This is a genomic window from Streptomyces longwoodensis (genome assembly GCF_001514125.1).
Classification (GTDB): domain Bacteria; phylum Actinomycetota; class Actinomycetes; order Streptomycetales; family Streptomycetaceae; genus Streptomyces; species Streptomyces longwoodensis.
Genome location: NZ_KQ948557.1, coordinates 44,221 through 68,801 on the forward strand (window position 1 = coordinate 44,221; position 24,581 = coordinate 68,801).

The window sequence follows — 24,581 nt, forward strand, 5'->3', positions numbered from 1 at the left end:
GAGTTGCTCCGGGAGTGGTGCGCCGTGGTGGTTCCTGCCGTGCCGGTCAGGCGTTGGCGGTCTCGGGAGCGTGTCCCGTGGCGGGCGCCGGACCCGTGCCCGGCGCGGCGGCGGGCTCCTCCTCCGCCAGGACCCCGGCGGCCTCGGCGTGGGCGTCGCGCGGCGTGGCGCTGACCTTGCCGAGCAGGAGCAGGGCGATCACACCGGCGGCGGCCAGGACACCGGCCGCGACCCGCAGCGACAGCGCGTAGGCGTCGGAGGCGACCGCGGGCAGGCTGCCCTCGCCGGCGTGGTCGTTGACGTAGCGCAGCGCGATGGGCACCAGGGTCGCAAGCCCCAGCGCGGCACCGATCTGCTGCATCGAGGTCTGCACACCGGAGGCCAGGCCGGAGTCCTGCCCGGTGACCTCGTGCAGGCCGCCGTTGATCAGCACGGGGAAGCCCATGCCGTTGAAGAAGGCGAACACCACCAGGCCGGGCATGACCCCGCCGACGTAGCTGGCGTCGGGGTCGAAGCCGCCGGCGGCGATGAGCTGTCCCACCGCGCTGCCGAAGAAGGCGATCACCACGATCGGCTTGACGCCGATGCGGGGCATCAGCCCGGTCGACAGGCCCATGCCGATGCCCGTGGCCAGGGTCAGCGGGATGTAGGCCAGACCGGTCTCCATCGGCGAGTAGTCCAGCACGTGCTGCAGGAACAGCGTCGCGACGAAGGCGTAGGTGTAGAACGAGGCGAACGACATCATGCTGATGACGTTGCTGGTCACCCGGGTGCGGTTGCGGAAGAACCGCAGCGGGATCATCGGCTCCGCCACCCGCGTCTCCCACAGGGCCGTGAAGACGAGCGCGGCGACACCGCCCAGCAGCGGCACCAGCACCGTCGAGGAGCCCCACGGCTCGTCGGCGGCCTTGAGCAGGCCGTAGACGACCGCGACCAGTCCGGCGGTGACGCCGATGGCGCCGACCGCGTCCAGGCGCTGGCCCTCACGGCGGGCCATCCGGCTCTCCGGCATCAGCCGCGGGATCGCGACGAGCGCCAGCAGCACGACGGGGACGTTGATGTAGAAGGTCCAGCGCCAGTCGATGAAGTCGGTCACCAGACCGCCCACGACCGAGCCGACCGCACCGCCCAGGGCGGCCATGCCGCCCCAGATGCCCAGCGCCTTGCCGCGCTCCTTGCCGTCGGTGAACAGCACCGCGATCAGGCCCAGCGCGGACGGGCCGGCCAGCGCCTCACCGAAGCCCTGCAGGAACCGGCCGGCGACCAGCAGACCGGAGGTGTTCGCGGCACCGCACATGACCGAGGAGACGCCGAACAGCAACACGCCCGCGATGAAGATGCGGCGCCGGCCCAGCAGGTCGGCGACGCGGCCGCCCAGCAGCAGGAAGCCGGCCGCCATCAGCAGGTAGCCGTTGACCACCCAGGCCAGGTTCTCGGTGGAGAAGTGCAGGTCGTCCTGGATGTTGGGGAGCGCGATGTTCACGACGGTGACGTCCAGCATGAGCATGAACTGCACCGCGGTGAGTACGGCCAGCGCCTTCCAGCGCCGGGGGTCGCCGGCGGTCGCGCCGCCGGCCTGCTCGGGTGAATCTTTGAGGGTACTCATGACGTTAGTGGTCCTCCCAGGGATCCGGGGGCTGGACGATTCCTTCCGCTGGTTGTGCCGCTGGCCGTTGGTGGTGCTAGCCGTTGGTGGTGCTAGCCGACGATGTAGCGCTCGACGGTGGGCGTGAGCAGGGTGACGATCTCCTCGATCGACGCCGACGCGATCGGCTCCACACCCAGGACGTAACGCATCAGGAAGACGCCCCACAGCTGCGCGGCCGAGGCGTTGATGTGGATCGGCTTGATGCTGAGCTTGCCCGCGAGCTCGTCGATGCTCAGCGGGTCCTCCTCCAGCGCCACGCCCGCCTGGGCGAAGACCTGCGCGGAGAAGAGGTTGCGCATCGGCTCCGCGCCCTCCTTGCTGGCGGTCGCGGTGCGCACGGCCTGCAGCAGCTTGGGCTGCCACTCGGGGTCCTCGAAGAAGTCCAGGGTGATCCGGACGATGTTCTCGGCGAGCTTCTCGCGCGGCCCGTGGTAGGCGGCCGCACCGGCCTTCGCGAACGCCTCCCCGTACGCGGTGATGATCGCCTGCGCCTCTTCGACCTCAACTGCCGTAGTCATGCGTGCTCCTTGGGAAAATAAGGACCTTGGCTTTTCGCGGGTATGCTCACCGACCCCGCTCGCACCGGACTCGACCCGAACTTGATGCGGGCTCGGCACCACTGCTGTCGTTCCACCGGGCGCCGCACGGACGCCCCGGCCGGCCGTCAGGCGGCCGCGTCCTCGCGCTTGGCCGCGAACGCGGCGTTCGAGGCCCCGCGCGCCTTCTGGTAGTAGGCGGCGAGCTTGTAGTACGACGCGCCCGAGGGGGCCAGCGCGACGGCGGAGACGAACTCCCGTCCCCCCTCGTACACGTGGGGGACCTGCCGCGCGAACGCCTCGGTCGGCTCGTCGTGCGGGGCGGGAAGCTCACCCGGCTGCTGGGTCTTGACGGAGAAGCAGATCCGCTCCGCCGCCGAGGAGTCCCAGTTGAAGGTCGGGTACAGGGAGAACGACCGCTCGATGAACTGCCGCACCCGCGCGTCCGGCTCCGGGTACCCGAACGCGCGCAGCAGCGCGAGCTTGTCCCCGGTGTCCACGGCGGACGCGGCCAGGTACACGTTCAGCGTGTTCTTGCGGTAGTTGACGCCGATCGCGGACACCTTGTCGTCAAACCCCAGCCGGGTCAGCGTCTCCACGTGCCCGGCCAGGCACGGCGGCACCGACGGGACCTCGGCGAACTGCGCCAGCGGCGGGAAGTCGTCCAGCGGGAAGAACGCGTACGACTTCTTGAACCCGCCGACGACGCCGTACTCCACCCCGTAACTGGCTATCGCGAAACGCTTGCCCACCTCCGCCAGCACCGAGCCGACGGGGTGGTCGGTGGGCTCGATGAAACCGTGCTCCAGCGCCGTGGTGTAGGGGTCGGCGCCCTCGGGGCGCAGCGAGAAGTCGAAGTCGAGCTCCCCGCGGTGGGCTTCGCCGGCCGCCATGCTGAACACGAGGTGGGAGTCGGGCAGCTGGTCCCCGAACGCCTTCCACACCGGCTCGAACCGGTCGGGCGAACACGGCACGTCCAGCAGCCGGGACGTCTGCTCGACCGCCGCGTACACCTCGTCCAATCCAGCGGGTCCTGCCATGAGCTCCTCCAAGAATTCAGCCTGTCCGTGCGGCATGCGCCCACCAGCCTCGCGCACCCCGCTTGGCGACCACTTGGCGCACGCTGGAGCCAACTCCCGCCGCCCATGCCGCACTTCACCCACCACCACCCCGCACCGCCCCGGGCGCCCGGCTCGGCCGGTACTCCAACCGCACTCCACCTGCGCTGCATTCGCACCGCGCACGCTGACGCAGCCAGCCCTTGAGCGCTTCCGCCCCAGCGCCCGAGCCCCGTCCAAGGAGATGTGTCGTGACCACTGCAGTGACCCGCCGGGCCGCCACCGACCAGGCCACCTCCGCGCGGCGCACCGTCGAGGACCTGCTCCAGCGCGTCCAGCACCGGCTGACCTCCTTCCTCGCGGCCGAACGCGCCCACTACGCCGAGGTCCACGAACACGCCGTCGTCGCCATCGACGCACTCGCCGACCTCGCCGCCGCCGGCGGCAAGCTGCTGCGCCCGGCGTTCTGCCTGACCGGCTACCTCGCCGCCGGCGGCGACCCCGCCGAGCCCGGCATCGTCGACGCGGCCGCGGCACTGGAACTGCTGCACATCTCCGCCCTGGTCCACGACGACGTCCTGGACGACTCGCGCACCCGGCGCGGCAAGCCCGCCGTGCACGTCCTGCACACCACGCTGCACCGCACCCGCGGCTGGCAGGGCGAGTCCCGCCGCTTCGGCGAGGGCGTCGCCCTCCTGGTCGGCGACCTCGCGCTGGTCTACTCCGACGAACTGATGGCAGGCGCTCCCCGCGGCGCCTTCGCCGAATGGCACCGGCTGCGCTCGGAAGTGATGATCGGCCAGTACATGGACGTCGCCGCGGCCGCCGAGTTCAGCGTCGACCCCGACCTCTCCCGCCTCATCGCCCTGATCAAGTCCGGCCGCTACACCATCCACCGTCCCCTGGTCCTGGGCGCGAGCGCGGCCGGCCGCACCGACCTCGCCGGCGCCCTGGCCCACTACGGCGAAGCGGTCGGCGAGGCCTTCCAGCTGCGCGACGACCTCCTGGACGCCTTCGGCGACGCCGCCCGGACCGGCAAGACCGCAGGCCTGGACTTCTCCCAGCACAAGATGACCCTGCTGCTGGGCTGGGCGATGCAGCGCGACAGCCGCATCCACGACCTGATCACCGAACCCGGCCACACCCCCGACGAGATCCGCGCCCGCCTGCTGGACACCGGCGTCCCCGCCGACGTCGAACAGCACATCGCCCACCTCGTCGACCAGGGCTGCGCCGCCCTCGCCGACGCGCCCCTGGAGCCGCAGTGGCGCGCCCAGCTGACCGACATGGCCCTGCGCGTGGCCTACCGCGACAAGTGACCCGCGCCCGTCCGACAGGGGAAGCAGCCATGCCGGCCACCACACACCAGGACCTGATCGCCGGGATCGACCGAGCGGCGGCACTCATCGACGTCACCAGCTCGCCCGAGCAGGTCCAGCCCGTCCTCACCGCCTTCGAGGACGTCCTGGACCAGGCCATCATCGCCTTCCGCGTGGCGACCAACGCCCGCCACGAAGGCGAGTTCGACTGCCGCTTCACCATCCCGCACCACATCGACCCCTACGACCGCGCCCGCACCCACGGCCTGATCACCCCCTCGGGCCACCCCGCCGAGAACCTCCTGCACGACATCAGCCGGCACTGCCCCGTCGACAGCTACGGCATCGACTTCGGCGTCGTCGGAGGCTTCCGCAAGGTCTGGACGTACTTCCCCGGCGGCACCGGCCAGAACCTCGCCACCCTGCGCGACCTGCCCTCCATGCCGCCCGCCCTGGCACACAACTTCGCCTTCTTCGCCGACCGCGGCCTGGCCGACAAGGTCGACATCGTCGCCGTCGACTACCGCAACCACACCGTCAACCTGTACTTCACCGGCTTCCCCGACCACCTGCGCAGCCCCGCCGAGGTCCTGGCCATGCACCGCGCCACCGGCATGCCCGACCCCAGCGAGCAGATGCTGCGCTTCTGCGAGAAGTCCTTCGGCCTCTACACCACCCTGAGCTGGCACGACCCGGCCATCCAGCGCATCGCCTTCTCCATCAAGACCCACGACCCGCTGGCCCTGCCCGCCCGGCTCGGCACGAAGATCGAACACTTCCTGCGCACCGTCCCCTACGGCCGCGACGACCCCAAGATGGTCTACGCCGCCATGACCGCCTCCGGCGAGGAGTACTACAAGCTCCAGTCGTACTACCGGTTCCAGCCGCGCAGCCGGCTGGACCTGATGCCGTCGATCGACCATGCCGCCGACGCCGCGTGACGCCGACCGCCCCCAGGACCTGCGCTTCAGCCGGATGGAGCGCCTCCTGGGCGGCCACCCGATCCGCACCGTGACCGTGGACGGCACCAGCGCCCGCTTCGTCACCGACCCGGCGCTGGTGCGCCGCATCCTGGTCACCGACGCCCGGCACTACGGCAAGAGCGAACTGCTGCAGAAGGCCAGGATCCTCAGCAAGAGCGGACTCCTCGCCCCCGACGACGCCCGCCACCGCCACTACCGGCGCCTGGCCCACCCCCACCTGCGCACCACCGCGGTCACCGCCCACACCCCGCTCATGGCGGACGTCGCCCGCGCCACCGCGGCCTCCTGGCGGCCCGGGCAGCCGGTCGACATCCAGGCCGCCATGTGCCGGGCGGCCGGCCGCATCGCCCTCACCGCCCTCCTGGGCCCCACCACCGGCGCGACGTCCGACCAGCTCACCGACCGCCTCGCCGCCCTGTCCTGGGAAATGATCACCAAGCCGCTGTACGGCAGGGCCGCCCGCGCCCGCCGGCCCGCGGCCCGCCTGCGGCAGGCCTTCACCGACTTCCGCACCCCGCTGGCCCGTTGCGTCACCGACCGGCTGAACTCACCCCACCCCACGACGCACTACCTCGCCGCGCTGCTCGCCGACACCGGACCCGCCGCCGGCGGCGCCCTGAGCGGCGAACAGGTCTGCGACGAGGCCGTCATGATGCTCACCGCGGCCACCGTCACCACCGCCTCGGTGATGTCCTGGGCCCTGTACACCCTCGCCCGCCACCCCCTGGCCGAGGAGAAGGTCCTCAAGGACCTGGCCCAGCCCGCCGACACCGACACCGACACCGCGGCCCGCCCCGGCCACGGCCACGGCCCGCCCGGCTACACCCTGCGCTTCCTGATGGAGGTCCTGCGGCTGCACCCGCCCGTGTGGATCACCAGCCGCCGCACCCTCACCCACGTCACCCTCGGCGAGCACACCCTGCCCGCCGGCACCGACGTCGTCTTCAGCTCCTACCTCCTGCACCGCCACCCCGCCCACTACCGCGACCCGCACCGCTTCGACCCCGACCGCTGGCTCACCACCCGCCCCCGCCCCCAGGACGCCACCTACCTCCCCTTCGGCACCGGATCCCGCGGCTGCGTGGGGGAGACGTTCGCCTGGCAGGAACTGCACGTCCTGCTCGCCGCGCTGGCCCAGGAATGGCGCCTGACCCTCCAGCCCGGCACCCGCCCTCGCGCGGCCGCCCACACCACCCTGCACCCGCACCGCCTGCTCATGATCCCCCAGCCGAGATGACCCACCCGCCTGGAGCGCGCTCATGACGAAAGCGCCGACCCCCGCCCACACCGCCGACCTCACCACCCGCGCCCTCACCGAGGCCCGCGCCCTAACCGGCCCCGGCCGTCCGCCCCACGACGGCCTGGCGGCCGCCGCCCTGCGCGCCCACAGCGTCCTGCAGGCCGGCTACGGCCACCCCGTCCCGCTCACCGCCCTCACCCCCACCGGCGACGCCCCCCACGCCCTGGCCGCGTTCCTGGCCGTCTACGCCGCCCACGCCCCCCACCGGCCCGCCCCGAACGCGGAGCCCGCCCCGGCCACGGCGCCCCCCGCCCCGCTCGTGGCGCCCGCCCCGCCGGGCCCCGCACCCTCGCCCGCCCGCCGGCCGCGGCAGCCGGCCGGCCGCCTCCGCGTCCCGGTTCCCGGTGCCGGGTGCGCAGGCTCGCCCTCCGCGTCAGCGCCACTCGAACTCCGCTCGAGCGAGCGGGACTTGACTGTCTCCCGACCCTAAAGTGGGGCTGCGAGTCACCCCCGCCCGCCGTTCCCCCCCTCCGGCGGGCGGGACGGCATCCGGCACACCCCCAGCCCCCCACACCCCGTACCGGCCCGGGAGACCGCCCGGCGCCGCCGACGGCCTGACGCCCGCCCGGACACAAGGAGGGGCCCGGATGAGCCGGATCGAGGAGTTCGAGAAGGCGCGCCCCCTGCTGCTGTCGATCGCCCACCGCATGCTCAGCAGCGCCCGCCAGGCCGAGGCCGCGGTGCACCAGGCGTGGCTGCACTACGAGGCCAGCCCCGAACAGCCCGTCTCCGGGCGGGCGTTCCTGACCACCGCGCTCACCGACATCTGCCTGGACGCCCTGCGCCGCGCCCACGCCCGCCAGGAACGGGCCGCCCGCACCGCGCAGCTCCCACCGCGGCGGGAGGGCGAGGTGCCCCACGCCGGCGCGGCGGCGCTCGCGCTGCTGCAGCAACTCGGGCCCACGGAACGGGCGGTGTTCATCCTGCGGGAGGTCCTGCACTGCACCCCCGCCCAGACGGCGGCCATCGTGGGCTGCCCGGAAGCCGCCTGCCACCGCACGGCCGCCACCGCCGCCCGGACGGCCGACGGCACGACGGTCCCGTCCTGGCCGCGGCGCATCATCGGCGCCGACCACATCGCCCGGGTCTTCGCCGCCATCGTCCCCGCGCTGGACCACGTCGGCGTCACCCTCGCCCCCCAGCAGGTCGGCGGCCACCCCGGCGCGGTCTTCCGCGACCGCCACGGCACCGTCCTGAGCACCCTCGCCTTCGACGTCCGCGACGGGCGCATCCAGACCATCCACTGGGCGACCGGCCCCCACCTGAGCACCGACACCCCCGCCCAGACCTGACCGCCCGCACGCAACCGCCCAGGACCGCAGACAAGGAGCCGTCCCCCCATGACCCGGACCCGGACACAGGAGTTCGACCACCTGCGGCCCCTGCTGTTCGCGATCGCCTACCACCTCCTGGGCAGCGTCGGCGAGGCCGAGGACGCCGTGCGCACCACCGGCCGGCACTGGCAGAGCCTCCCCGCCGCCCCGCCGGACGCCCGGGCCCACCTGACCGCCCACCTCACCAGGACGGCCATGGACCTGCTGCGCGCGGCCCGCGCCCGCCGCGCCGCCTACACCGGCACCTGGCTGCCCGAGCCCCTGCTCACCGACGCCCACGGCACCCCGGCCCCCGCCACGTACCCGGCCGGCTCGCTGCCCACCGCCGTCCTGCTGGAGCTGGAAGTCCTGGACCCCCTGCAGCGCGCGGTGTTCGTCCTGGACGAGGTGTTCGCCTTCGACTACGCGCAGATCGCCGCCGCGGTGGGCCGCCCGGAGGCGGACTGCCGCGACCTCGCCGCACAGGCACGCCGGCGCACCGCCGCGGCCCGCACCCGCCCGCAGGCCGACCGCGCCCAGTGCGCGGCGCTCGCGGCCCGCTTCTTCGACGCCCTGAGGGACGGCGACGCCGACGCCCTGCGCGAACTGCTCGCCGCCGACGCCCAGCTCGTCGGCGACGGCGGCGGCAAGGCCCCCCAACTGGCCCGCACCGTCACCGGGGACGACCGCGTGGCCCGCCTGCTGGCCTCCCTGGTCACCCTGCTCACCCGCATCGACGTCACGGTGGAGGCCCGCACCGTCAACAGCCGCCCCGGCGCGCTCCTGCGCGACCGGGACGACAAGGTCCTGGCGACCTGGACGCTGGACGTGCGCGACGGCCGCATCCACACGATCCACTCGGTGACCAACCCCGACAAACTCGCCCACCTGGGGCCGGTCGCGGACGCCTGGGCCCTCAACCGCGAAGCGGGCCGCACCCGCCGGGCCATGACCTGAAAAAAAGGCCCTGCAGATCCGCTGGAGAAGCACGGCAAAGCAACTCGAGCGGCCCGCCCGCACGCACCCCGTTCCCCTAATCTGACACCGCGTTTCGCCATCCACGTTCTAGAAATTGCGGGCCCTTACGCCCGCAAATAAAAAGGAGCGCTGAAGGAATGCAGAATTCCCGCAGAAGCCTTACCCGACGCATGCTCGCGGTATCGGCGTGCGCCGTCGCGCTGCCCCTGGCCACCGCCGGGCTCGCCGGCGCCGCGCCGGCCGGCACCGACGGCATATCCGACACCACGGTCAAGGTCGTCGCCACGGGCCTGAAGAACCCCCGCGACGTCACCGCCCTCGCGGACGGCACCCTGCTGGTGGCCGAGTCGGGCGAGGGCCTGCCGGGCTGCCCCGTCGGCCAGGTGTGCCTGGGCAAGACCGGCGCCGTCTACAAGATCAAGGGCCCGTGGCAGGGCCGCGTCGTCACCGGCCTGCCCTCCCTCGGCCCGGGCGTGGCGCCCGGCGCCGCGGTCCAGGCGGTCGGCCCGGCCAGTGTGCTGCCCGACCCCTACGGCGGTTACCTCGTGCTGAGCATGGGCGGCTTCGACAGCAACGGCCGTGCCGCGCTCGGCCCGGACGCCGCCACCCTGGGCACGCTCTCGCGCACCCGCGACGGTTCCGTCGTCGCCGACTACGTCGACCACGAGACGCGGCTGAACCCCGACGGCCGCCAGCCCTACTCCAACCCGTGGAAGGTCCTGCGCACCGGCGGCGGTTACCTGGTCACCGACGCGGGCGCCAACACCGTGCTGCGCACCGCGGGCGGCACCACGACCACCCAGTTCGTGCTGCCCACCATCGAGAACGACCGCGACGGCGTGCCCACCGGCATCGCCCGCACCGCCGACGGCACCACCTACGTCTCCGGCCTCGGTGTCTACGCGGGCCAGTCCCGCATCTACAAGGCCGGCCCCAACGGCCCCGAGGAGTGGCTGTCGGGCCTGACCAACGTCGTGGACCTGGCCGCCGCCCCCAACGGCGACCTGATCGCGCTGACCTACACGCCCGGCTACCTCGAGGACCCGCCCCAGCCGAGCAAGGTGCTGCGCATCAACACCACCACCAAGGAGGTCACCGAGATCCCGACCGGTGACCGGCTGATCATGGGCACCGGCCTGGACGTCGACCGCGAGGGCCAGATCTTCATCGTCAACAACGCCCGCGGCACCAGCGGCGAACTGCTGCGCCTGACCTACTGATCCACCCGCCCCACGCGAGCACACCCCACCCGACGGCCCCGCCGGCCACCCCACCCCGGCGGGGCCGTCCCCGCACCGCAACCCCCGCGGTGACCAGCCCACTTGCCCCACCACTACAGTGCGGTGCATGCCGAACGCCCACCCGTCAGAGCCCGTCCCCCAGGACCCGCACGGACCGCCCCCGCACACCCCCGCCGGCCCCTACGGCGCCCCCGCCCCCTACGGCGCCCCCACGCCTTACGGCGCCCCCACGCCTTACGGCGCCCCGGGCCCGTACGCCGCCGCTCCCGGCCCCCACGGCGCCCCGGGCCCCTACGGACCGGGACCGGCGGGCGCCCCCCACCCGTACCCCTTCACCGCGCCCTTCCCGCTGACCATGCCCGCCGGCGTGCGGGCCGCGCAGTCGGTGAACTTCTCCGTGGCGGGCCTGGGCCTGCTGCTCACCGTCGTGGTCTCCGCCACGTCCGGCGCCTACGCGTCCGGGCGCCTGCTCAGCGGCTACCTGCTGGCGTTCGTCCTGTGCGCCCTGGCCTTCGCCTACCCCAAGGCGGGCAACGGCGTGCGGGTGGCGTCGATCGCGGTGGCCGCCCTGCAGATCCTCATGGGCCTGGGCTCCCTGGCGAACGGCACGTTCCTCGGCATCGTCCCGCTGGGCGCCGCCGTCACCGTCGTCGTCCTGCTCACCCAGCGCCCGGCGATCCAGTGGTTCACCCGCCCCCGCACCCCGCAACAGCAGCCGTACGCCTGACCCGGACACCCCGTCCCGGCACCGGGACGGTCAGCGCGTCAGTTCTCCTCCCGCAACTCCGCGGCCAGTGCGGCCAGCGGCTCGGCCTCCTCGTCGTGGCCGGCGCCCCTCAGCCGGGTGACGGCCGCGTCCAGGCGGGCCAGGGCGGGGGCGGGGCGTTCCAGGTAGATACCCTCCACCGCGCCCGCGAGGCGCACGCACTCCGCCCACTCACCGGCGTGCTCACCCTCGGCCCCCGCCTCGCCCAGCAGCGCCAGGCCCCTCTCCAGCGCCGCCAGCGCCTCCTCGTAGGTGCCCGCGTAGGCGTGGACGCGGCCGTGCTCGTAGGCCAGCGCGACATCCAGGGGACGCCCGCCGGCCTCGTACCCGGCGGCGCGGGCCTCGTCGGCGATCCGCCCGGCGTCGCTGAGGAAGCCGAGCGCGTCCCCCAGCCCGTCGGCGCCCTGCTGCTTGGCCTGCAGCCGGGCCACCTCGCGCAGGCAGTTGCTGAGCTGCTCGTAGCGCGGCGCCCGGGCGTGCGCGGCGAGCGCCTGGCCGGCGGCCTCCCGCGCCCGGCCGAACTCGCCCGACTCGGCGAGCAGTACGGCCGTCTCCGCGGCGATCATGGCGTGGCTGCCCGGATCGTCCTCCCAGCCGGCCGACTCGGCGGCGAGGGCGACGAACTCCGCCGTGGCCGCCTTGAGGTCCTCACCCGCGTGCAGCGCGCGGGCCCGGGTCAGCCGCAGCTGCGCGGCGAGTCTCTCGTCCAACTCCCCGGCGGCGAGGTCGGGTTCGGCCAGCAGGGAGTCGAGCAGGGCGATGCTGTCCTCCACGCGCCCCAGGTCCAGGCTGAGCTGCGCGGCGTTGCTGTAGGTGCACAGCGCCTCGATGCGGCTGCCGTGCCGCAGCTGCACCTCCGCCGCACGGCTCAGGTGCCGCAGGGCCTCCTCGGGCCGGCCCAGGTGCAGACACGCCTCGGCCAGATCGCCGTGCAGACGGCCGGTGTCGACGGCGCGGGCAGGCCAGTCGGCGGCCAGCCGCAGGGCCTCGGTGAGGTCCGCGTACGCGGCCTGCGCGTCGCGCATCCCCAGCCGCAGGCGGCCCCGCAGGCCCAGCGTGCGGGGCAGGTGCCAGGCCGGCCCGTGCGCCCGCAACCGCTCCTGGAGCGCATCGAGTTCACTGACGGCGCCCGGCAGGTCACCGGTGAGCGCGTGGGCGCCTGCGCGCAGCAGTGCGGCGCCGGAGATCTGCGTGGGAATGTCGTGGCGCACGGCGAACGTGTGCAGCAGGTCCACCTCGGCCAGGGCCGGCGCGAGGTGCTCCTCCTGGCGCGTCGTCTGCAACCGGAGCCCCAGCACGGTCGCGCGCAGCCGCAGCAGCCGGGCCTCCAGGTACGGGGCGAGCGCGGGCGCCTGCTCGTGCAGGCGGACGATGCCGGCGTGGGCGGCGCCCAGCGCGGCGGCCTTCGCCTCCCCGCCGTCCCCGTCCGCGCCTCCGTCCGTGTCCGGTGCCGGGAGCTCGGCCCGGGCCAGCAGGACGCAGGCGCGCGAGAGCGCCGCCTGCCCCGCCGCTCCGGCGTCGTCGTACAGGGCGGCTGCTTCCTCGTGCAGGGCGGCGGCCTCGGCGAACTCGTCCTTCTGGCCGGCCTGGTCCGCCTCGTCGGCGAGCAGGTCCGCGCGCAGCAGCACGAGCGGGCCCACGGCGTCGTCGTCGGGGTGGACGTAGTCGCCGGCGGTCACGAGCGTGCGCAGCCGCGCCCATGCCGGCCGCGCCTGCGGGTGCCCCTGCTCCTCCCACTGCCGTGCCCGCGCGATGAGTTCGGGCAGCGACTCGGGCAGGGCACCGGCCGTGCGGGAGGCGGGAACCGGGGCCGGGGCGGCGGGGGCGGCGTCGTCGAGGCTGCGGGTGCGCAGGGTCAGCTCCAGCGCGTCCAGCAGCGGAGCACGCTCCAGGCGGGCCCGGCGGCGCTCGGCATGCGCGGTGGTGCCGTTGCGGGCGTCGAAGCGGGCGGCGAGGTCGTCGGCGCGGCGGCCCGCCTCGGCGCGCAGGCCGGCCACCGTCCAGGTGCGGCCCGCCCACCCGGCGGCCGGCAGCTCACCGTGGCCGAGCCGCTCGACGCGCTGGAGGAGCACCTGCGCGCCGGTGAGGAAGTCGTACTGGTCCAGCGGCGAGTCGACCTCGTCGAACAGGGTGCGGTTCTCGGCGAGCAGCTCCAGACCGCGTGCCTCGTTGCCGGTCAGCGCGCAGAACTCCAGGTGCCGCCCGACCTCCCCGGCCATGGCGGGGTTGCGGCGGCAGGCGCGGTAGCCGGCCAGGTGCAGTTCCCGGGCCCGCTCGGGATCACCGGTGCGCAACAGCGGCAGCAGCGCGTACGACACGGACCGGGCCGGCTCCTCCTGGCAGGACTCCTGGCCTGCCAGGACGGGCTCCCACACGCGCAGCGCCCGCTCGTCGTCGCCCGCGGCCAGGTGGTAGCGGGCGCGCTCGCAGATCTCGCAGGCCTCGCAGTCGCTGAGCCGGGTGCGGGCGCGGCCCGCCCACAGCTCGTAGGCCAGGGCGGTGTCCTCACCGACGTGGGCGGCCAGCTGGTAGGCCTGGCCGTAGTAGGGCTGCAGGGCGAGGCCGGCCTTCTCGTAGCGGTCGCGCATCTCCGCCGACCACTGGCGCAGGCTGGCCAGCGGGATCTCGGGCAGCTGGCGCAGCGCGTGGGCGACCCACTTGAACCGCCAGAACAGCAGGTGGCGCAGCCGCTCGTCGAAGACGTCGGGCTGCTCGTCGAACATGGTGAGCAGCCGGGCGAAGACCACGGGCGACTTGCGCGGCTCGGAGCCGTAGGTGTACGCCTCCTGCAGCTCCAGCAGTGCGCGCACCAGCGCGACCGGCTCGGCGAACTGCTCGGCGGCGTCGGCGAGTTCCTCGGCGGCGACGGTACGGGTGCGGCCGTAGGGGCGCCGGCTGTTCTCCTGCAGCGCCCGGTACAGCTCGTCGGTGGTCTGGGGTGCGGTGGGCATCGTCAGCTGTCCTTGCGGAGGGCGTGGGCGAGGAGGTCGAGGAAGGAGCGGTTGATCAGGCTCGACTCGGCAGGCCGCAGCGGACGCCGGGACAGCATCGCGGCCTGCCCGTAGAGCGCTTCGGCGCTGGTGCGGGCCAGCTCGGGCTCGTCGATGGTGACGGCGGTGCGCACCAGCGGGTTGAGCTGGTTGAGGATCAGCTGGGCGCGCGGGGCCTCCTGGCGCAGGGCGCCCAGGATGTCCCCCCACACCCCGCCCTGCTGCTCGCGGGCCAGCTGGGAGCGGGTGCGCTCGTGGCGGGCCTCGCGGCTGTCGACGAGCAGGGCGGGCGCGGAGGCCGGCTGGAAGGTGCGCAGCGCCACGTCGCAGTCGAACACGGCGAGCGCGTCGCGGGCCCGGGCGAGGTAGGCCGCGGCGGCCAGTTCCGTCTCCCGGTCGACGGGGTCCAGGTGGGCGGTGAGCGTCTCGGGGTCCAGGTCCGCGACGGTGGCCTCGGGCCGGATCTCGGGCAGGCGGTGCACGAGGTCACGGTCGTAGGTGTAGCCGCCGTTGACGACGCCGAGCCCGGCGGCCGAGGCGATCGCGGCGACCTGCCGGAACTCCTCCACGCTGGAGGTCACGAGCACGGTGCGGTGGGTGCGCGCGAACTCGTCCAGGGTGGTGTGCCCGTCGGTGGTCTCGAACGGCAGCCACGGCAGCAGCATGCGCAGGATCTCGTCGTCGTGCACCGCGAGCGACTTCACCGCCAGGTGGTGGGCCTGCAGGAACCGGCCCAGCAGGTCGGGGTCGCTGGCGGCGGCCCGGGCGATCCACGCCCGCAGCCGCTCGGCGAGCGCCTCGCGCACGGCGGCGAGGGTGTCGTCCTCGTACAGGGACTCGCGCGAGGCGGTCGGGCGCAGCGCCTCGGCGTCCACGACGCAGCGCACGAAGAACGCCCACTCGGGCAGGATCTCCTCGGCCTGCTCCGACAGCAGCATGCCCTTGACGTGCACCCGGTGGCCGTGGCGGCGCCCGGCCGGGACCGTCTCGGGCAGCACGCACGCGATGCCCTTCAGGCCCACGGCCGGCAGGTCCAGCTCGATGGTGTCCAGCGGCGTGAACCCGAACACCTCCTCGCCGTACGCGGCCAGCGCGCGCGAGCGGGCACCCGGCGTGGGGTAGGCCTGTGCCCAGGGCGCGGGCTCGGGGTTGACCGGCACCGCGGGGGCGCCGGAGCCGTCGTCGAAGGACACCGGGTGGCGCAGCAAGGACCCGAAGTGCCGGGCCAGCGCGTGCACCTGGGACGGCCGCGTCCACTCGGCGGCGTCGGCGCGCGGCGTCAGCGTCACGGTGGTGCCGGGCCGGGGGCGGGCGGAGGCGGGCAGGGTGCGCACGGTGTACCTGCCGTCGCCCCGGCCGCGCCACTCCACGACCGGGGCGTCGGGGGTGCGCGCGGAGCGGCTCAGCACGTGGATCTCGTCCGCGACCAGGAAACAGGACAGCAGGCCGATGCCGAACTGGCCGATGAAGTCCGCCCGTTGCTGGGCGATCGAGTCGGCGCGCTTGCTGCTGCGGCCGATGGTGGCCAGGAAGCTGTGCACGTCGGCCTCCGTGAGACCGACGCCGTCGTCCTCGACGCGGACCACGCCGCCGTCGGCGTACAGACGGATCCCCGGAGCCGCGGGTACGGCGGCCGCCGCGGCCGGGGTGAGCTGCCGGCGGGCGGTCAGCGCGTCCACCGCGTTCTGCAGCAGTTCGCGCAGGTAGACCCGGGGGCTGGAGTACAGGTGGTGGGACAGGAGGTCGACCAGGCCGCGCAGATCGACCTGGAAGGTGCGGTCGGCGCCGAGCGGGCCGGAAGGGGCGTCGGGCAAAGTCATCGGGCAGTCCGGGGTGCGGTGAGCGGCAAGGGGCGGAAGCACACGGCGCGGTCGGGCGCCGGGACGGGAACGGACACAAGGGGTGGAGCCAGGTGCCGGGACGGGGCCGGGCGCCGGGACCGGGCGCCGGGCAGCCACGGCCGCGGGATCAGACGCGGCGCCGGAAACGGGCGTACGCCGCCTCCGGCTGCGCCATGTACTTCCACGGCCACGGCGTGAAGGCACCGCCCAGTTCGCGGTAGACGCGCCGGGCGACGTCCCGCTCGCCGGCGAGCGACAGGGCCATGGCGAAGGTGTTGAAGTCCTCCTGCCAGCCCGGGCGCCGCTCGTGGGCCGGGTGCAGGATGCTGCGCTCGGCGGCGTGCCTGAGCTCCTGGCGGACCTGGGCGTTGTCGAGGTGGTTCGAGCGGTCGGACTCCACCCACTCCTCGATGTGGGCCATGGGGATCACACAGCCCAGCCGGTGGCCCTCCGGCGCGCCGTCGAACGCCTGGCGGGCGAACGCCAGGGCCCGGCCGGGCTGTCCGCCCCAGCGCGGCTGCAGCTGCGACAGCCACTCCAGATGGGCCCCCGGGTCGAGCGGGTCGCGGCGCAGCGCGGCGTCGAACCGGGTCCTGGTGACGGCCCGGCCGAGCGACATGCCGCGCCCCGAGGTCAGCAGGCGCCGCCAGGGCGAGATCCACTCCGGGCGCAACTCCGCGGCCTGCAGGAGGTGTTCCTCCGCGATCTCCAGCCGCTCGTGGAAGACGCGCCACTGCTCACGCGAGACGTCCACGGCACGCGCCGAGGTGCGGGCCTCCCACCCCCAGACGACGTGCCGGGCACCGGAGACGAGCAGGGCCAGCGCCCGGTGTTCCTTGTCCTCCTCGACGGCCCGGCCGATCCAGTCCTGCACCCCGGCGACGTCGCAGACCTCCGACAGCACCTGGTGCTCACGGCCGAGGTCGAACGGAGCCGCCGCCGCCTTCACCGCCTCCCAGTCACCGGCCCGGGCGGCCCGCACCAGCGCCAGCACCCGCGTGTCCCCGAGCGCCTCCAGCCGGTACACGCCCCTGCCCCGCGGAGCGGGAAGCGCGTGCGGATCCGCCGCCGGTCCGTGACCGCCCCCGCCGAACAGCCTGCCGAACATGCCGCGCCCTCCCCGTGGTCCCGCGTGATCGTGCGAGGCAGCATAAACGCTCCCCCTGACACCACCTCCACGGGGATTTCCACCGCCCGCACCCGGCCCCGGGACCACCCTCGCCCCGGCCGACCGGCCCCTTCGCCGCGGACGGCCGGGGGCCGCCCGCACCCCGTCGCCTCGCCGGCAACGCGCCAGGCACCGGGAGCCGCCCCATGGCACGTCCGCGCGCAATGGGCCTGGTCGGTAGGGTTCTGACGACCAGTCGGGCGACTGGGAGCCGGCGGCCGACCTCATGGCCCGGACGCGTACCTCCCGGGACGGGCAACGCCGCGGGCAGTACTGTCGAACACGGGGCGCCCAGTCTCATGGCGTGGGCGATGAGGACCCGCCAGGGGACGGCGTCGCCGGGGTTGCGGTCGGCGGCCGTCCGCAGGACCGGTTCGGCGTCGCGCAGCACCGTGAACGGCGCTCCGTCCTGCGCGCGATCAGGGAGTCACTCTCCGGGGACGACGGCGTCTCCGGCGGGGAGCTGGGCCCGCTGTCCTGACCGCGGGCCCGCCCCGTCCCCGGAAGCGGTCCCGCCGGGGGGAATGACGGCGGGGTCCGTGCTGTTGTGAGGGGTGTGGTCGTGGAGGGGACAGTGTCCCCGGGCCTCACCCCTTGCCTGTCGGGACGATCGTTCGGCTGAAGCCCGGCAGTGCCTTTCGCCGCGCAGGCGACCGCCCTCCACGACCACACCCCCCTCTTCTTCCGCTGCGGCCCCGGACGGCATCTGCCCCCGGGGCCGCAGCGTCTGTGCCCGCGGTGCGGGTCACAGCGGATGCCAGTCGGCCGTCGCCGTGCCGTCCGTGCGGGCGCGGCCGAAGACGACGTCGGCGAAGTGGATGCCGAAGCCGACGGTGTCGGGGCGCAGGAGTTCGGTGACCAGGGCGCGGCGGTGGTGTTCGGCGGCGGCCGGGTCGGCCTCGCGGATCGCGGACCACTCGGGGTGGCGTATCTGCAGCGGGGACAGCAGCGCGTCGCCGAAGGCCAGCAGGCGGCTCCCGCCGGAGGCGATCACGAAGCCCGTGTGGCCCGGGGTGTGGCCGGGCAGGGCCATCGCGTGGACGCCGGGGAAGACCTCCTCGCCCGCCAGCAGGGGCCGGGTGCGCGCCTCGAGCGCGTCCAGCGCCTCGTCGCGGTCGTCCCACTCTCCCTTGGGCACGGCGAAGCCGGCCCGCGCGAACAGCGGCGGGTCGGTGAGGGCCCAGCCGGTGTGGTCGGGGTGCAGGTGGGTGAAGGCCACCGTCTCGATGTCGTCCGGGGAGCGGCCCAGCAGGGCGAGGTTGCCGGGCAGCAGCCCTCCGTGGACCGCGCCCCGGTAAGGGTGCGCGGGGTCCTCCGGCACGGCGCGCGGCCCGAACCCGGCGTCGATCAGCAGGGCCCGGTCGCCCGACTCCACGAGCAGGCCCCCGGTGTTCGCGACGAGCCGGCGGGTGTCGTTGAGGTAGGCGCCGTAGGTGACCCAGTGGCGGTCGGCGGCCACCGGGGGAGCGGTGTGCGGCTTGAGCAGCATCGCCCCGTCGGGCACGTAACTGACCTTCAGCGCCCCCACGCGCAGGGTGCGCACCGCGGAGGGCCTGCGCAGCCGGCTGTCGCTGTCGTCGTTCATGGGTGGTCTCCTCGTCCTGCGGTGCGGGCCGTGCGGTGCGGGTACGGGCGCGGCGCGGCCGTCCGCCGACGAGGTGCGGCGGACGGCCGCGCCGGATGCGCGGGTCGGGCCGGCGGCGCGGGCGAAGGGCCCGCGCCGGACGGGCGGTTACGCCGGGGTGCGCCCGCGCAGCACGACGCCGACGAGCAGCGCGCCCACCAGGGCGACCACACCCGCCGTGACCATGCCGGCGTGCAGCCCGCCCAGGACGTCCGCGGGGGTGGGCGTGCCACCGGAGGACAGCGCGTTGGTGCGGGCCGCGGCGATCGCGCTCAGACCGGACACACCGATCGCGGCGACGTACTGCGGCAGCTGCGACAGACCGCCGACGACGCCCTGGTCCTCCTCCGTGACGCCCGTGGTCATCACGGTGATGAAGGAGACCACGCTGAAGACGTGGCCCAGACCCATCACGGACGACGTCACGAGCAGGGCGGCCAGGTTCACGTCCTGCGGCAGGGCGAACATGGCGACGGTGCCGACGCCCTGGATGAGCAGGCCCGCGGCGAGGACCTTCACCCCGCCGAACCGGCCGAGCAGCCGCGCCACGTACATGCCGCCCAGGGTCGCGGCGGCGCCCTCGCCCAGGTAGCTCAGGCCGGCCTGCAGGGCGGAGAAGCCCAGCACGTCCTGCATGTACAGGCTCAGCAGCACCGTCGTACCGGCGCACATGCCGAAGGTGATGACACCGAACAGGCCCGACCACTTCACCGACGGCCGGTTCAGCACCGACAGCGGCACCAGCGGCTCCGGGTGACGCCGCTCGACCAGCAGGAACACCACCAGCAGCAGCACCCCGCCGACGATCGGGCCGAACGCGCCGGGACGGCTCCAGCCCTGGTCACCGCCGGTGGAGATGCCGTACACCAGGCCGAACAGGCCGAGCGTGGCGAGGATCGCGCCGGGGATGTCCATGCGCCGCGCGGCACCGGACTCGTGGATCACGGGCAGGGCCAGCGCACCGGCCAGCGCCAGCGCACCCATCACGCACAGCGCGACCATGGTCCAGCGCCAGCTGAAGCCGTTGGTGATGACACCGCCGCCGAGCGCGCCGAACACGAAGCCCAGCGACATCACGGCGCCGTTCAGGCCCAGGGCACGCGCCCGCTTGGGGCCCTCCTGGAAGTAGCCGGTCATCAACGCGATGGCGGCCGGGGCGATCATCGCGGCGGCGGTGCCCTGCCCGATGCGGGTGGCGATCAGCACACCGGGGCTGTTGGCCAGCGCCGCGCCCAGCGAGAACAGGGTGAACACCCCGACGCCGAGCGTGAACAGCCGCTTGCGGCCGATCAGGTCGGCGACCCGCGCGAACAGCGGCAGCAGGCTCGCCGACGGCAGCAGGCTCGCCGTGGCGACCCACTGCAGCGTGCCGGCCGAGGAGAAGCCCAGCGCGGAGCCGATGTCGGGCAGGGCGACGGTGACGATGGAGAAGTCCAGGCCGCACATGAACGTCGCGCAGCACAGGGTGATCAGCACCAGCCACTCGCGCGTGCCGAAGACGGCACCGGCGGCGGGCCCGGGTGGTGCGCCCGCCTCGGTCGTGGTCGGGGCGGGGGGTGAGGATTCGGTGACGGCCATGAGCGGTCCTTCCTGGCGATCCGGGGTTGCCTGATCAGCTTCGAATCGGCGGGCCTGCGCAACAAGGACGATCTGTGCAACGATCGATTCGCTGGGCTAATCGTTCGAGGTCGCGAAGACCGAAGGGGCGCGGGAGAGTCGTTCATGGAACGCCAGGAGATCGAGATTTTCCTGACCCTCGCGGAGGAACTGCACTTCGGGCGGACCGCCGAGCGGGTGGGCGTCTCGCAGAGCAGGGTCAGCCAGACCATCGCCCGCCTGGAACGCCGCGTCGGGGCGAAGCTGTTCGACCGCACCAGCCGGCAGGTCACCCCCACCCCCATCGGGGAACAGCTCAGGGACGACCTGGGGCCCGCGTGGCGGGGCGTGGAGGAGGCCGTCGCCCGCGCCATGGCGGCCGGGCGCGGCATCACCGGCTCGCTGCGCATCGGCTTCTCCGGCGCGTTCACCGGCCACCTGCTGCACAGCATCACCGAGGTGTTCGCCCGCAGCTACCCGGACGTGGACGTGCAGATACGCCAGGTGCAGATCTCCGACCCCTACGGGCCGCTGCGCGCCGGTGACGTCGCACTGCAGGTGACCGAACCGCCCGTGGCCGAGCCGGACCTGACGCTGGGTCCGGTGCTGGTGTCCCAGCCCAGGGTGCTGCTGATGGCGTCCTCGCACCCCTTCGCGCGGCGCGAGAGGGTGGGCGTGGAGGACCTGGCGGAGGCGACGCTGCTGACGGTCGCCGGGAACGTGCCCGCGCACTGGCTGGACCACCACTTCCCGCGGCAGACGCCGTCGGGCCGGCCCATCCCGCACGGACAGGCCATGACGCACTGGGAGGACGCGCTGTCGCTGGTCCTGGCGGGCAAGGGCGTCACCCCGGTGGCGGCCGCGGGCGCGCACTACTACAGCCGGCCCGGGCTGGTCTTCAAGCCCCTCGACGGCGCCCCGCGCATCGACTACGCGTTCGTGTGGCCCACCGGCCACGAGACCGCCCGCCTGCGGGCCTTCGTCCGGGCGGCGATGGACCGCATCGGCGAACTGGGCGGCCCCACCCGGGCGGTGGAGAGCCTGTGGGGCGATACGGCCCCGGCCCCGAGCCCGTGACCGTCCCGGGGCGTGGCGGCCGCCCCGGCGCCCCCGCGCACCCCCCTGCCCCCGGCGCCCCCGCGCCGGGCCGTCACTCCAGGGCCCCCGCCCCCGCCGCCGCCAGGTAGCGCTGGTCGGGGTGGTCCTGGAGCATCACGTGGTGCAGGGTCGTGGTCGACGGGGACGGGGGCAGGCCCAGGTCGTCGGTCATCCGGCGGTGCAGCGACTGGTAGACGTCCAGCGCCGCCGCCCGCCGCCCCGACGCGTACAGCGCCCGCATCAGCTGGCTGTGCAGGTTCTCGTGGTACGGGTGCTCGCCCACCAGGGCCACCGCCTCCCCGACCGCCTCCTGGAAGCGCCGGCACAGCAGCAGCGCGTCGATGCGCACCTCGCAGGCCGCCAGGTGCGCCTCGTTCAGCACCCGGGCCTGCACGGTGAGCCGGCTGCCGTGGCGCACGTTGCCGAAGGGCGCCCCGCGCCACAGGGCCAGCGCCCGGCTGAGCACCTCGGTGGCGGCGTGCGCCTGCCGTTCCTCCAGCAGGCCGCGGGCGCTCAGGACCAGCTCCTCGAAGCGGGGGCGGTCCCATTCCTCGGGCCGCAGCCGCAGCACGTAGCCGTTGCCGTCGGTGACCAGCCGCTGCTCGGCGATCTCGCGGGCGCTGCTGCCGCTGCCGGCCGCCAGCGCCTTGCGTATCGCCCCGATGTACGTCTGCAGCGCGGTCGTGGCGGTGCGCGGCGGTTCGCCGTCCCACACCTCGCTCAGCAGCGCCGGCACGGACACGCGGTGGTTGGCCTTCGCCATGAGCAGGGCGAGCACCTGCCGCTGCTTGGGCGCGCTGGGGGTGATGTCACGCCCCTGCGCGCGCACGTCGATCGGTCCAAGGACACGGAACTCCACAGCCCCTCCTGGAGGTCGGGTCTCACCGCCCGGCGCGGGCGCGCGGTGTGCGGGCGAACAGTCGGCGGGAGCTCCGCGTCGCTGCGGTGCCCCCGTGGTGCGGTGTGGGGGGAGGGGACCGGCCGGGCGCTCCCGTGGTGCGGTGGGGGTGGGAGGAGGGCCGAGGCCTGGGCCGGCTGGAGTGAGGGCCGGTCAGCCGTCGCCGGGTGCCAGGCACATCTCGTGGCCGAGGCGGCGGTGCGCCGCGGCGACCGAGACGAGCGTGGCGTGGCGGTGCCAGCCGGGGTAGGACCGGCCGGCGAAGTCGTGCAGGCCCAGTTCGGCCTCCGTCTGCCCGATCCGGGCGGCGGGTGCGCTGCCGAGCAGCCCCAGGACGCGCAGCTGGTGGGCGGGGGGCAGGTTGGTCAGCCAGATCCGCTCCGGCCGTGGCCGGGCGCCGCTCCACACGCCGGCCAGCACGGCCGGCTCACCGCCCGGCAGCAGCACCGCCGCGGCGGCGAGCCGCGGCCCGCCCGCGGCGGGCGGGCCGGCGGGGCCCGGGCGGGCGTGCCGGCGCAACCGGTCACCGACGGTCTCCAGGGCGCTGTGGCGCGCCACGAGACGGCGCCCGGCGCCCCGGCGCACCCCGCCGTCCGCCCTGCGGGCGCCGCTCGCCGGGTGGGGGTCGGCCAGCGGGGCCAGCGACAGGGGCAGGGTGTCGGGGACGACGACGACCCAGTCCAGACCGCGGGCCTGCAGCCCCTCGATCACGGGCTCGGCGTCGATGTGCCCGTCGGTGTGGACCACGACCGGCGCCGTCACCGGGCCGGTGCGCACCAGCCGGTCGGCGAGCGCCAGGCACAGCTCGGCCGTGCTGGCGTGGCCGGCGGTGTCGGGGATGCGGGCCTGGTGGCGCAGCGCGGCGTCCTCGCTCCAGCGCCGGGGCAGGTACAGCCGCCAGTCCACGGAGAGGTCGCCGAGCTCGCCGGAGTGGAACGCGCCGACCGCCAGCTGGCAGTTGACGGTGCGTCCGGAGGCCGGGACGAAACGGCGGTGGACGCCGACGGCGAGCGCGCCCCGCTTGGGGATGACCACCGGGCACAGCGTCCAGGCGTGCGCGGGGGCGTGCTCGGCGACCCAGCGGGTGAGTTCGGCGCGCACCGGGCGCCAGGGCCAGGCGCTGTCGTTGACGAACTGCTGGAGCGACTGCGGCGCGGTCGGCGACGGCGTCACCGAGGCCGCGATGCGCCGCAGGGTCTTCTTGCCGGGCGTGCACAGCAGCCCCTTCACGTACACGCCCGCCCAGCGCCGCTGGTCGGCCCGCGACAGGTGGGCGAACAGCCGCTGGGCCGACGGGACGTGCTCGGTGGCCGGATGCATGAGGACTCCTCTCTCCCGGTCGCCGTAAATATACAGAACATTCTCTATGTTTCTAGGGCCCGGTGAGGCGGCGGTGGGGGAGCGGAGCGGGTACAGGGGCTCTGAGCTGCGCGGGAAGGGGTGCGCCGGGGGTGAGAAATCCCTGCGGATAGCGGGTGATGGGGTCTCGAAAGACCTAAAGACCGTTCAGGCACCGGTCGGACACCGACCAGGCACCGGCCGCAGGCCGGTCCTCCCGGCTCAGGCGCCGCAGGCCTCCGTGTCGGCCGGCCGGGACAGCAGCGGGCCCAGGGCCCTCAGGGCCTGGGCCAGGTTCTCCCCGGGCGCGTCGCCGGTGACCGGGCGCAGCGCCTCCGGTGTCGAGGCGGCGGCCTCGGCGCCGAGCACGACGTGGGCGAGCAGGGTCGTGACCGCCAGCGGGGTCAGCCCGCTGTCCGCAGGGGTCAGCCCGCTGTCCGCGCGCTGCTCGCACCAGGACCGCTCCAGCGCGTCGCGCAGGCCCGGGGCCCAGCAGTCGTACCAGCCGCCGTGGCCCTCGCGGGTGAGGCGGGCGGCGGCGCGCACGCTCGGCGTGGTGCGCAGCGCGCCGGCGAGGGCGAGCACCGTCTCCAGCGCGCCCTGGAAGCCGGTGGCGGGGGCGGTGGCGTCCAGGGCGGCGCGGGTGGCGGCGGCGCCGGACTCCTGCACGGCGTCCGCGAGGGCCGACTTGCTGCGGAAGTGGAAGGTCAGCGCGCCCATGGTGACCCCGGCGGTTCTGACGATCCCGTGCAGCGAGGTGCCGTCGTAGCCGTGTCCGGCGAACTCGGAGGCGGCGGCCTCGACGATCCGCTGCCGGGTCTGCTCAGCCCGCTCCTGCCTCGCCACCTGTCTCGCCTCTCCTCCCGCCCCCCGCGGCCGGTCCGTG

21 protein-coding genes are annotated in these 24,581 nt (G+C 74.5%); 10 read left to right on the forward strand and 11 right to left on the reverse strand.

Translation table 11 applies throughout. From position 1 onward, the window contains the following. Window positions 1-46 precede the first annotated feature (46 nt). The 3 genes from AQJ30_RS23345 to AQJ30_RS23355 all read right to left on the reverse strand — a co-directional run bounded on the left by AQJ30_RS23345 (window position 47) and on the right by AQJ30_RS23355 (window position 3,224). Entirely contained in the window at window positions 47-1,606 is a 1,560-nt protein-coding gene (locus tag AQJ30_RS23345; RefSeq protein WP_079084221.1) for a DHA2 family efflux MFS transporter permease subunit, read from the reverse strand. A 92-nt stretch (window positions 1,607-1,698) separates the two neighbouring features. After that, the gene (locus AQJ30_RS23350; protein ID WP_067237419.1) at window positions 1,699-2,166 is read right to left on the reverse strand and encodes a TetR/AcrR family transcriptional regulator; all 468 of its coding nucleotides are present in this window, start codon (window positions 2,164-2,166) and stop codon (window positions 1,699-1,701) included. Between the two features lie 146 nt (window positions 2,167-2,312). Next, window positions 2,313-3,224, reverse strand: a complete 912-nt coding sequence (locus AQJ30_RS23355; protein WP_159052358.1) for an aromatic prenyltransferase — start codon at window positions 3,222-3,224, stop codon at window positions 2,313-2,315. A 269-nt stretch (window positions 3,225-3,493) separates the two neighbouring features. Between AQJ30_RS23355 and AQJ30_RS23360 the strand changes: the two genes are divergently transcribed. From AQJ30_RS23360 to AQJ30_RS38965, 8 genes are all read left to right on the forward strand, one after another. Then, window positions 3,494-4,561, forward strand: coding sequence for a polyprenyl synthetase family protein (locus AQJ30_RS23360; RefSeq protein WP_079084223.1), 1,068 nt, complete (start codon window positions 3,494-3,496; stop codon window positions 4,559-4,561). 29 nt (window positions 4,562-4,590) lie between these two features. After that, complete coding sequence (locus AQJ30_RS23365) at window positions 4,591-5,502, forward strand: aromatic prenyltransferase (RefSeq protein WP_067237424.1); 912 nt, start codon at window positions 4,591-4,593, stop codon at window positions 5,500-5,502. After that, entirely contained in the window at window positions 5,483-6,781 is a 1,299-nt protein-coding gene (locus AQJ30_RS23370) for a cytochrome P450 (RefSeq protein ID WP_067237427.1), read from the forward strand. Before AQJ30_RS23365 ends, AQJ30_RS23370 begins: the two co-directional genes overlap by 20 nt. A gap of 22 nt (window positions 6,782-6,803) precedes the next feature. Continuing rightward, entirely contained in the window at window positions 6,804-7,274 is a 471-nt protein-coding gene (locus tag AQJ30_RS23375; protein WP_067237429.1) for a hypothetical protein, read from the forward strand. A 157-nt stretch (window positions 7,275-7,431) separates the two neighbouring features. Continuing rightward, complete coding sequence (locus AQJ30_RS23380) at window positions 7,432-8,136, forward strand: sigma factor-like helix-turn-helix DNA-binding protein (protein WP_067237432.1); 705 nt, start codon at window positions 7,432-7,434, stop codon at window positions 8,134-8,136. 48 nt (window positions 8,137-8,184) lie between these two features. Then, window positions 8,185-9,114 carry a sigma factor-like helix-turn-helix DNA-binding protein gene (locus tag AQJ30_RS23385; protein ID WP_067237434.1) on the forward strand — a complete coding sequence of 310 codons (930 nt, stop codon included), beginning with the start codon at window positions 8,185-8,187 and terminating at the stop codon, window positions 9,112-9,114. 191 nt (window positions 9,115-9,305) lie between these two features. Continuing rightward, window positions 9,306-10,355, forward strand: a complete 1,050-nt coding sequence (locus AQJ30_RS38050) for a ScyD/ScyE family protein (protein ID WP_067237437.1) — start codon at window positions 9,306-9,308, stop codon at window positions 10,353-10,355. 127 nt (window positions 10,356-10,482) lie between these two features. After that, window positions 10,483-11,103, forward strand: coding sequence for a hypothetical protein (locus tag AQJ30_RS38965; protein WP_067237439.1), 621 nt, complete (start codon window positions 10,483-10,485; stop codon window positions 11,101-11,103). Between the two features lie 38 nt (window positions 11,104-11,141). Here the strand turns inward: AQJ30_RS38965 and AQJ30_RS23400 are convergent, their stop codons facing one another. From AQJ30_RS23400 to AQJ30_RS23410, 3 genes are all read right to left on the reverse strand, one after another. After that, on the reverse strand, window positions 11,142-14,093 hold the full coding sequence (locus AQJ30_RS23400; protein WP_067237442.1) for a hypothetical protein: 2,952 nt from the start codon (window positions 14,091-14,093) through the stop codon (window positions 11,142-11,144). A gap of 2 nt (window positions 14,094-14,095) precedes the next feature. After that, window positions 14,096-15,952 carry an HSP90 family protein gene (locus AQJ30_RS23405; RefSeq protein WP_067237447.1) on the reverse strand — a complete coding sequence of 619 codons (1,857 nt, stop codon included), beginning with the start codon at window positions 15,950-15,952 and terminating at the stop codon, window positions 14,096-14,098. A 148-nt stretch (window positions 15,953-16,100) separates the two neighbouring features. Continuing rightward, window positions 16,101-17,081 (reverse strand): hypothetical protein, encoded by a 981-nt coding sequence (locus tag AQJ30_RS23410; protein WP_067237449.1) that lies wholly within the window; start codon window positions 17,079-17,081, stop codon window positions 16,101-16,103. Window positions 17,082-17,445: 364 nt separating this feature from the next. On the opposite strand from AQJ30_RS23410, the gene AQJ30_RS38470 reads away from it, so the two are divergent. Then, entirely contained in the window at window positions 17,446-17,622 is a 177-nt protein-coding gene (locus AQJ30_RS38470; RefSeq protein ID WP_159052359.1) for a hypothetical protein, read from the forward strand. 264 nt (window positions 17,623-17,886) lie between these two features. On the opposite strand, the gene AQJ30_RS23415 is transcribed toward AQJ30_RS38470, so the two are convergent. Together AQJ30_RS23415 and AQJ30_RS23420 are read right to left on the reverse strand one after the other, a co-directional pair. Then, on the reverse strand, window positions 17,887-18,726 hold the full coding sequence (locus tag AQJ30_RS23415; RefSeq protein WP_211279073.1) for an MBL fold metallo-hydrolase: 840 nt from the start codon (window positions 18,724-18,726) through the stop codon (window positions 17,887-17,889). A gap of 147 nt (window positions 18,727-18,873) precedes the next feature. After that, the gene (locus AQJ30_RS23420; protein ID WP_067237452.1) at window positions 18,874-20,343 is read right to left on the reverse strand and encodes an MFS transporter; all 1,470 of its coding nucleotides are present in this window, start codon (window positions 20,341-20,343) and stop codon (window positions 18,874-18,876) included. 144 nt (window positions 20,344-20,487) lie between these two features. Between AQJ30_RS23420 and AQJ30_RS23425 the strand changes: the two genes are divergently transcribed. Then, entirely contained in the window at window positions 20,488-21,438 is a 951-nt protein-coding gene (locus AQJ30_RS23425) for a LysR family transcriptional regulator (RefSeq protein ID WP_079084225.1), read from the forward strand. 73 nt (window positions 21,439-21,511) lie between these two features. Here the strand turns inward: AQJ30_RS23425 and AQJ30_RS23430 are convergent, their stop codons facing one another. The 3 genes from AQJ30_RS23430 to AQJ30_RS38060 form a co-directional block, all read right to left on the reverse strand. After that, window positions 21,512-22,318, reverse strand: coding sequence for an AfsR/SARP family transcriptional regulator (locus tag AQJ30_RS23430; RefSeq protein ID WP_067237455.1), 807 nt, complete (start codon window positions 22,316-22,318; stop codon window positions 21,512-21,514). 192 nt (window positions 22,319-22,510) lie between these two features. Next, the gene (locus AQJ30_RS23435; protein ID WP_067237456.1) at window positions 22,511-23,677 is read right to left on the reverse strand and encodes an IS701 family transposase; all 1,167 of its coding nucleotides are present in this window, start codon (window positions 23,675-23,677) and stop codon (window positions 22,511-22,513) included. A gap of 240 nt (window positions 23,678-23,917) precedes the next feature. Beyond that, the gene (locus AQJ30_RS38060; RefSeq protein ID WP_067237459.1) at window positions 23,918-24,541 is read right to left on the reverse strand and encodes a TetR family transcriptional regulator; all 624 of its coding nucleotides are present in this window, start codon (window positions 24,539-24,541) and stop codon (window positions 23,918-23,920) included. Between the last annotated feature and the right edge of the window lie 40 nt (window positions 24,542-24,581).